Annotated in this window: 11 protein-coding genes; 9 read left to right on the plus strand and 2 right to left on the minus strand. The window is 69.0% G+C overall.

Going from position 1 to position 8,165, the window contains the following annotated elements:
• Window positions 1–197: 197 nt before the first annotated feature.
• Window positions 198–1,208: an aldo/keto reductase gene (locus ACFWW9_RS44910; RefSeq protein WP_390389576.1), complete on the minus strand. Its 1,011-nt coding sequence runs from the start codon at window positions 1,206–1,208 to the stop codon at window positions 198–200.
• A 287-nt stretch (window positions 1,209–1,495) separates the two neighbouring features.
• On the opposite strand from ACFWW9_RS44910, the gene ACFWW9_RS44915 reads away from it, so the two are divergent.
• The 9 genes from ACFWW9_RS44915 (at window position 1,496) to ACFWW9_RS44955 (ending at window position 6,645) form a co-directional block, all read left to right on the plus strand.
• On the plus strand, window positions 1,496–2,014 hold the full coding sequence (locus tag ACFWW9_RS44915; RefSeq protein ID WP_390389579.1) for a VanZ family protein: 519 nt from the start codon (window positions 1,496–1,498) through the stop codon (window positions 2,012–2,014).
• Window positions 2,014–2,370 (plus strand): hydroxyphenylacetyl-CoA thioesterase PaaI, encoded by a 357-nt coding sequence (gene paaI / locus ACFWW9_RS44920; RefSeq protein ID WP_390389581.1) that lies wholly within the window; start codon window positions 2,014–2,016, stop codon window positions 2,368–2,370. Before ACFWW9_RS44915 ends, paaI begins: the two co-directional genes overlap by 1 nt.
• A 72-nt stretch (window positions 2,371–2,442) precedes the next feature.
• Window positions 2,443–2,607 (plus strand): DUF397 domain-containing protein, encoded by a 165-nt coding sequence (locus ACFWW9_RS44925; RefSeq protein ID WP_390389583.1) that lies wholly within the window; start codon window positions 2,443–2,445, stop codon window positions 2,605–2,607.
• Window positions 2,608–2,673: 66 nt separating this feature from the next.
• Window positions 2,674–3,183, plus strand: a complete 510-nt coding sequence (locus ACFWW9_RS44930) for a DUF6584 family protein (RefSeq protein WP_390389585.1) — start codon at window positions 2,674–2,676, stop codon at window positions 3,181–3,183.
• Complete coding sequence (locus ACFWW9_RS44935; protein WP_390389587.1) at window positions 3,180–4,055, plus strand: serine/threonine dehydratase; 876 nt, start codon at window positions 3,180–3,182, stop codon at window positions 4,053–4,055. The genes ACFWW9_RS44930 and ACFWW9_RS44935 overlap by 4 nt, the downstream gene beginning before the upstream one ends.
• A 23-nt stretch (window positions 4,056–4,078) precedes the next feature.
• Entirely contained in the window at window positions 4,079–4,393 is a 315-nt protein-coding gene (locus ACFWW9_RS44940; RefSeq protein WP_390389589.1) for a hypothetical protein, read from the plus strand.
• Window positions 4,394–4,427: 34 nt separating this feature from the next.
• The gene (locus tag ACFWW9_RS44945) at window positions 4,428–5,087 is read left to right on the plus strand and encodes a phosphotransferase family protein (RefSeq protein WP_390389598.1); all 660 of its coding nucleotides are present in this window, start codon (window positions 4,428–4,430) and stop codon (window positions 5,085–5,087) included.
• Window positions 5,008–5,715, plus strand: coding sequence for a hypothetical protein (locus ACFWW9_RS44950; RefSeq protein ID WP_390389592.1), 708 nt, complete (start codon window positions 5,008–5,010; stop codon window positions 5,713–5,715). The genes ACFWW9_RS44945 and ACFWW9_RS44950 overlap by 80 nt, the downstream gene beginning before the upstream one ends.
• Window positions 5,716–5,724: 9 nt before the next feature.
• The gene (locus ACFWW9_RS44955; protein ID WP_390389594.1) at window positions 5,725–6,645 is read left to right on the plus strand and encodes a LuxR family transcriptional regulator; all 921 of its coding nucleotides are present in this window, start codon (window positions 5,725–5,727) and stop codon (window positions 6,643–6,645) included.
• A gap of 22 nt (window positions 6,646–6,667) precedes the next feature.
• Here the strand turns inward: ACFWW9_RS44955 and ACFWW9_RS44960 are convergent, their stop codons facing one another.
• Window positions 6,668–7,765 (minus strand): hypothetical protein, encoded by a 1,098-nt coding sequence (locus ACFWW9_RS44960; RefSeq protein ID WP_390389596.1) that lies wholly within the window; start codon window positions 7,763–7,765, stop codon window positions 6,668–6,670.
• Window positions 7,766–8,165: the final 400 nt, after the last annotated feature.

Below are 8,165 nucleotides of genomic sequence, written 5' to 3' on the forward strand. Positions count from 1 at the left end.
CAGTACGACCCCGACCCCTCGGTGAACGGTCGTCCGAGCGTGAGCGACCACTCCGACGCCAGCTCGGCGACCACCGACGGCAGGGACGCCAGCCAACGCTCTCCTTCGGCCCCTTGGTTCAGGGCTTTCAGGCGGACCAGCTCCGGCACCTCGACCACCACCCGATGATCGAGGCCCATCCCACCGAAAGCGAGCGATTAACGCCCGGTCGTCGCCAACCCCTGCGGCGTGTTCCGCTCCCCCGCCGTGACCCCGTGCGGCGACGCGGCGTTGATCGCGGCGAGGTCGGCGTTGGTCAGCTTGATCGACGCCGCCCGGACGTTCTCCTCCAGGCGCGACCGGCGCTTCGTCCCCGGAATCGGGGTCGTGTTGTCCTGCGCGTGCACCCACGCCAGCGCGAGCTGGGCGGGCGTCACGTCCTTCTCGGCCGCCAACTCCTTCAGCACGTCCACCACGGCCACGTTCGCCGCGATGTTCTCCGGCGAGAACCACGGCAGGTTGCGGCGGGCGTCGTCCTCCGCCAGGTCCGACACCGACGTGATCTCCCCGGTCAGGAAACCCCGGCCCAACGGCGAGTACGGCACGAAGCCGATCCCCAGTTCGCGGCACGTCTGGAGCACCCCGTCGTGCTCCGGCCCGCGCGCGAACAGCGAGTACTCCGACTGCACGGCCGTGATCGGGTGGATCACGTGGGCGCGGCGGATCGTCTCGGGGGACGCCTCCGACAAGCCGATGTAGCGGATCTTCCCCGCCATGAACAGGTCGGCGAGCGCGTCCATCGTGTCCTCGATGGGCACGTGCGGGTCCACGCGGTGCAGGTAGTACAGGTCGATGTAGTCCGTGTTCAGGTGCCGCAACGACCGCTCGACGGCCCGGTTCGCGTACCAGGGGCTGCCGTTGATGTCGTGCGACAGGCCGTCGTCGTCGAACTCGGTCGCGAACTTCGTCGCCACCTGCACCGAGTCGCGCCGTCCCGCGATGGCCTTGCCGACCAGGATCTCGTTGGTGAACGGTCCGTACGCCTCGGCGGTGTCGAGGAACGTCACGCCGAGGTCGAGCGCGCGGTGGATGGTCGCCGTCGATTCGGCGTCGTCGCGCCCGCCGTAGAACGCGCTCATGCCCATGCAGCCGAGGCCCTGGGTCGAGACGAGGAGGCCCTGGCTGCCGAGTGGGCGCTTGCCGAGCGCGGGGATGTTCTGGTCGACCATTGAAACAGTCTCGCCGATTCGTGTTCGCCGCTCGCCAGAGGCCTCGTCAACGGACAAAAGGTCTAGACCCATTGACGGCAGTGGTGTAGACCACATACGGTCACAGGACCGGTGCTCAGCGTGTCGGGCACCGCCGAGATCGTGGTGTGGGAGCGCGTCGCGCCCCGTGCTCCCACACCACCCCTCTCGGCCGAAAGTCGTAGCCGGGCCGGGAGAACCGGCCTATCGGAAGATCCGCCGCGCACCTCCACCGCGAAAAACTCCGGTCAACCGACTGGAGGACCCCCGTGGACACCGTGCGCACCGTGATCGACTCCCCGCTCGTGCTGGGCCCGCCCCTCGCGGTGTACCTGGTCGCCGTCCTGGCGCTGCACCGCCGCTGGACCGGCCTCGGCACCCTCTACCGCTTGGCCGCGGGCGTGTACGTGGCGGGCGTCCTGCACTTCACCCTGTTCCCCATCGAGTGGAACCACGGCATCTACCGCTCGCGGAACCCCTGGTACAACGGCATCAGCCCGATCCCGCTCCTCACGGCCGACCTCTCGGGGTTCGTGCTCAACGTCGTGATGATGGTCCCGCTGGGCGTCTTCGCCGCGCTGCTGTGGCCGAAGCCGCTGACGATCAAGCAGGTCGCCCTCGTCGGGCTCGTGGCCAGCGCGGTCATCGAGATCACCCAGGTCGTGCTGTACGCGATCTTCGACAGCGGCCGCAGCGCCGACGTGAACGACCTCATCGCCAACACCCTCGGCTGCGTCCTCGGCTACCTGGCCGCGACCCGCGTGCTCAGGCGTGCCACAGTGGCCTGATGGGACCTGCGGAAACGGCGTTGGGCATCAAGGAGCTGCACGTCGGCGAGGGCACCGCGCGCCTCGCGATGACGATCACCGAGACCATGCTCAACGTCCACGGCATCGGCCACGGCGGGTACGTCTTCCTGCTCGCCGACAGCGCCTTCGCGATCGCCTGCAACCGGCCCGGATCGGTCACGGTCGCCGCCCAAGCGGAGATCGACTTCATCGCGGCGGTGCAACTCGGCGACGAACTGGTGGCGACGGCGGTGGAACGCGTGGTGTTCGGCCGCAGCGGCCTCTACGACATCACGGTCACGCGCGGCGACGAGGTCGTCGCCGAATTCCGGGGACGCAGTCGCACGATCCGCTGAAAAGTCATCCGCCGCACAACGATGTGATCTGCACGGACAACGTGGCCCATCCCCGGAAGACCTCGAACCGCCATGGCTGTCGAGTGGCGGAAGTCCAGCCACAGCAACGCAAGCGGTGGCACCTGCGTCGAGCTCACCCACGTCGGAGCCATCCGGGACTCCAGGACCCCGCTCCCGGTATCGCGCGCTGCCTTGGAATCGTTCGTCAACTCCGCAAAACGGCGTACCTCAGAGTAGTCAACCCCGTCAACCGATCGGGCGAACAATCGGCAGCCTCTTGCGCGGCTTGAGAGCATGTGGGCCATGGCAGTCGAGGTGACGTTGCACCGAGCGGCCGAAGAACTCACGCGAGGCGATTTAGCGAGCGTTCTCCGCGCACGTCAGAGGCTGGCGGGGCTCGTCGGCACCTACCCGAACCGGTTGGACCTGCGGGACAAGCTCGCGGCCGTCTACCGGCTGCTCGGGAACACCGTGCAGGCCGGTCGCTGGAGCTACCTGTCCGAGGTCCGCGACGACGTGGAGCTGCTGGCGTTCGAACACGCCTACAAGACGCCCGTGGCGCGGTTGACGGCGTTGAACTGGGTGGGTGGCGAGTCGGCGGCGGACACGGACACCGCCCGCACGCGGCTGATGGCCCTGCACCGGGCGGCGACCGAGCAGATCCAGGACGAGCTGGTCGTGGCCGAGAAGGAGCCGGGCCGGTCGTGGGTCGCGTGCGCGCTGATCGCGTTCGGGCTCGCGGTGCTGGCCGTGCTCATCGTGACCGGCGCCATCACCGTGGTGCAGTTCGGATACCGCATCCTGGTGTCATGACCATCGACGTCGCCGCCGCGGCCGACCGCATCCGCCCCTACGCCCGCCGAACCCCGCTGTGGCGGGTCGAGGTCGACGGCCGTCCGCTGGCGTTGAAGCTCGAACACCTCCAGCTCACCGGGTCGTTCAAGATCCGGGGGGCGTTGAACACGTTGCTGGCGCTGGGGAAACCGGACCACGTGGTGACGGCGTCCGGCGGCAACCACGGGCTGGGGGTCGCGCGGGCGGCACAGCTGCTGGGGCTGTCGGCGACGGTGTTCGTGCCGGTGACCGCGCCGGAGGGCAAGGTGCGGCGGATCGAGGCGGCCGGGGCGAAGCTGATCCGGCACGGGGCGTCGTACGCGGAGGCGGCCGTGGCCGCGCGGGAGTTCCCCGGCACGTACATCGAGGCCTACAACCACCCGCTGGTCGTCTCGGGGCAGGGCACGGTTGGGCTGGAGATCGTGGCGGACCTGCCGGAGGTGGACGCGGTCGCCGTGGCCGTGGGCGGCGGTGGGCTGGTGGCCGGGATCGCGTCGGCGATCGACGGGCGGCTGACCGTGGCGGTGGAGCCGGTGAACTGCTCGGCGCTGCGCAACGCCCTCGACGCCGGGGAGCCGGTGGACGGGCCGGTGGAGTCCGTGGCGGCGTCGGCCTTGGGCGCGACGCGGTTGGGCGACCTGCCGTTCTCGGTGCTGACATCGGCACCGGTGACGTCGCTGCTGGTCACGGACGAGGAGCTGCTGGCGGCGCGGGACCGGCTGTGGGAGGAGTTCCGACTGGCCGTGGAACCCGCCGCGGCGGTGCCGTTCGCGGCGTTCCTGGCGGGCAACGTGCCTGGTGAGGTGCCGTGCGTGGTGCTGTGCGGGGCGAACACCGACTGGACCCCCTGAGCAACCGGTGCCACGCTGGGCGGGTGACCGACACCGACGTGCTCGACGGGCTCGTCACCCAGCTCGGCCCCTTCGGGGTCCGCGCTTCCCAGTTGTTCGGCGGACCGGCCCTCAAGGACGTCGAGGGCAAGGCCTTCGCGTGCCTGCACGAGGGTGAGCTGGCGTGCCGCCTCGGGCAGGGCACCCGCGCCCACACGGACGCCCTGGCGATGGGCGACGCGCACCTGTTCGACCCGTCCGGCAGCGGGCGGCCGATGCGGGACTGGGTGAGCCTGCCCGCCGCGCACTCGGCGCGGTGGGCGGAGTTCGCGTCGGCCGCGATGTCGGTGCCGCACTGAGGTCCACGCCCTGTCCGTGCTGCCGGGTACCGGTGTGCCGGGTCCCGCGCTGGTCGCGGTCGATCCGGACGCGGCGCGGTGCGAGCACCCGTCGCTGCTGATGACGCACCTGGCCGGCCTGACGGTCCTCGACGACGAGGGTGTGGGGGCGCGTGTTGAACTGCTGGCGCGTCAGCTCGTGGCGATCCACGCGGTGCGGCCCGCCGAGCGGCCCCGTGGGTATGTGGTGCTGTCGACCGCCGACACCGTGGTGGTCCCCCGAGGCGCTGACGCTGGGGCGTGGGCTGCGGCAGTTGAGGTGATCCGTGCGCCCGCGCCTGGTGGTGAAAAGCGGTTCCTGCACAGGGACTTCCAGCCGGGCAACGTGCTGTTCGACGCGCGGTCGGCGAAGATCACCGGCGTTGTCGACTGGGCGGGGTGTGCTTGGGGTCCGGTGGAAGCGGTGCGGGAGGTGTCGCGGCCGTGGCGGGAGGCCGGAGCTGACGACGCGGGTCGTGGAGGAGCGGTTAGACGCCTACGTCACCGCGCTGGTGGGGGTACGTCGGGTGGCGTAGGGCGTGGAGCCGCTCGTGGGCGGACGCGGGCTTGGCTTGATCCGAGCACGATTCGGGGTCATGGCGACACGTGTCGGGTACTGGGTCGGGGGTCTGCTGTTCGCCAGCGGGGTGTTCCACCTGCTGGTGTTCTTCGTTGACGGCGGGCCGTGGGAGGGGCCGGTGTCGTGGCGGAAACCCGTCACGTTCGGGCTGTCGTTCGGGCTGACGCTGGCGACGTTCGTGTGGGTCGGGACGCTCGTGCGGATCAAGCCGTTCGTGGTGGCGCTGTTCACGGTCGTCTCGGTGTACGAGGTCCTCGGGATCACCGTGCAGGCGTGGCGGAAGGTGCCGTCGCACTTCAACACCGAGACGCCGTTCGACGTCGTGGTCACCAGCGGGTTGGCCGTCGGTGGCGGGGTGATCATCTTCTGCGTGGTGTGGTTGTTGGTGACGGCGTGGCGGGCTGGGCATTTGACGCCGAGCATGCTGCTGGCGGTGCGGGTGGGGACGGCGACGTTCCTGTCGGCGATGGCGTTCGGGGCGGTGATGATCGCGCGCGGATCGGTGCTGTCGCGGAGCGGGCGGCTGGCGGAGGCGTACTCGACGGCCGGGTTCTTCAAGCCGGCCCACGGGGTCGCGATGCACGGGATCCTGCTGCTGCCGGTGCTGGCGTGGCTGCTGACGTTCACGTCGCTCGACGAGCGGGCGCGGACGCGGGTCGTCGCGGGGGCGTCGGCGGTGTACGTGCTGCTGGTCGGAGCCGCGGTCTGGGTGTCGTTGGGGTAGAAACGGGCCATGCACCCGCTCCAGGACCTCGGCGTTTCCGCGGCCGCCGAGGAGGCCTACCTCCGGCTGGTCGAACGCGGGGAAGCCCCGGCCGGGTCGTTCCCGGTGGCGGTGGTGGCGGAGCTGGAGTTGCTCGGGCTGGTGCGGGTGAGCGGGGACGTGGTGTCGCCGTTCCCGCCGCAACTGGCGCTGGAGCGGATCGCCCAGCAGCACACCCGTGACGCCGCACTGGCCCGTGACTCGGCCGCCGTGCTGGCGGAGTTGTGGACCACCGGGATCGGACGGCGGGACTACCTGGAGATCCTGCCGTCCGCCGAAGCGGCGCGGGCCGTGCTCGACCAGGTGCAGCAGGACGCCGTGTCGCAGGTCAGGGCGATGACCGTGGGACGGTTGGAATCACCGGACCACAAGATCGTGGACGGGCTGTTCGACGCGCTGGCCCGTGGTGTTACCTACCAGGTGATCTACGGGACCGTCGTGCTCCGCAACCCCGTGGCGCTGCGGATGGTGCAGGAGTGCGTGGACGCCGGGGAACAGGCACGGGTGTTCCCGCAGATCGCGATGAACCTGACCATCGTGGACCAGCGGTGGGCCCTGATCGCCGCGCGAGCGCCGGTGGCCGGGCAAGACCGGATCGGAGCCGTCGTCGTGCACAACTCGCCGTTCTTGAACGGGCTCGTGGGGATCTTCGAATCGTTCTGGCGGATGGCGGTGCCGATCACGTCCACCGAAGTCGGGGATGCCACGTCCGGGGATACCAAGAGGTTGTTGACGTACCTGTCGGCGGGGTTGACCGACGAGTCGATCGCGCGGGAGTTCGGGGTTAGTGAGCGGACGATCGCTCGGCGGATCTCGCGGTTGCAGGAGACGTTGGGGGCGCAGACGCGGTTTCAGTTGGGGGTGCAGGCGTCTCGGCAGGGGCTGCTGTGAGCGGCCCCTGCCGAGGTTCCTTCTAGGTGGCGGGGACGATGTCGGCGGCCAGGGCTGCGAGGTCGGCGTCCTGGGTGACCGGGGTGGCGTCCGGGGCTACCAGTTCGGGGAGTTTGCGTTCGAAGAGCTTCGCGAAGACCTTGGTCGGGAGGATGCGGCCGTGGCGTTCGGTCGCGAGGGCGACGAGGTTGCCCCACTCGGCCGCCTTGGTGCGCTGGTTCGGGGTGCCGTGGTGGTTGGGGTCGTTGAAGCCGCAGTCGCCGACGTTGGCGAAGGTCTGGATGAAGTGCTTGGTGCGGACCCAGTTGAGGTTCGCCCCGCGCTTGTGGGTGAGGTAGTAGGCGGCGAAGGCGTCCGCCATGAGTTCGGTGCGGCGGGTGGCTTCGGGGCCCGTGAGCGGGGAGTTGAAGAGGTCGCGCTCGTACTGGATGTGGTGGCCGAACTCGTGGGCGAGGATGGCTTGGGGAGCCACGTCGCCGAGGCCGATCGCCTTGAAGCCTTCGAGGACGCCGTCGCCCATGACGATCTTGTCGGGGATCACGCCGAGGCCGGGGAATTCTTCCTTGCCTAGGGCGGAGTAGGCGAAGGCGTTGAAGGTGAGGATGGGGGCGTTGCCGTTCTGGAACTGGGGCTGGTTGATGAACTCGGCCAGCAGTTTGCCGAAGTCGGCGGCGGCTTGGTCGGTCATGCCGAGGGTGTACTTGACGGTGCGGGCGATCTTGGCGGGGCTGAGGAGGGTGTTCCCGTGCATCGCTGCTAGTTGGATGTCCTTGGACTTGATGTCCCAGAAGCCTTTGAGGTCCTGGAAGGTGTGGGTCAGGGGGCGGGTGAACTCGCCGTGCTGGCCGTAGCGCTGGGGGTCCTGCTTCTTGGAGAAGAGGAGGGTGTCGTAGGTGGGGACGTCCAAGGCGCCGGAGAAGACGAGGACGATCAGGTCGTTGAGGCTGATGTCCTTGATGGACTGCTGGAGCCACGTCGTCAGTTGAGTGGGGTCGCACTGGTACTGGGTGGGGTCGATGACCTGGTTGGCTACCTCGCGGAGTTCGCTGTCCTCGATGCCCAGGCGGAGTTTGACGGCTTTGAGCTTGGATTCGTGGTCTGCGGGGAGTAGGGCTTCCATCTTAGTGAGGAGGTCTTGTTGGGTGGGTGGGGTGGGGGCGGCGTGGGCCGCAGGAGTGATCGCTGTTCCCAGCAGGGTGATGGTGAGCAAGGTGGCGGACCATGCGGTGGACTTGAGCACGCCTACTCCTCGTGTGCAGGGTGAACGGTTCGCCCAGTATTGGTGGACGGTTCACCCGTTGGGGGAGGGTCGTGGTGGCGCAAACCGGCATGGCAGGAATCGGACGTCTCGTTTGGGGTGGGTGTTGGGTTTGGGTGGCTAACCCCCGATTGCGCCAATTATCCCACCCTCTTTCGTCTTGTCAAGGCTGGAAAGACGCCTTGACAAGACGAAAGAGGGTGGGGGCGCAAAAACAATCGGGGGCCGGCCGGGGTGGGGGTTAAAAGAACCTGCCGGCACG

It is taken from the genome of Umezawaea sp. NPDC059074, from assembly GCF_042738955.1.
In the GTDB taxonomy this organism is placed as follows: Bacteria; Actinomycetota; Actinomycetes; order Mycobacteriales; family Pseudonocardiaceae; genus Umezawaea.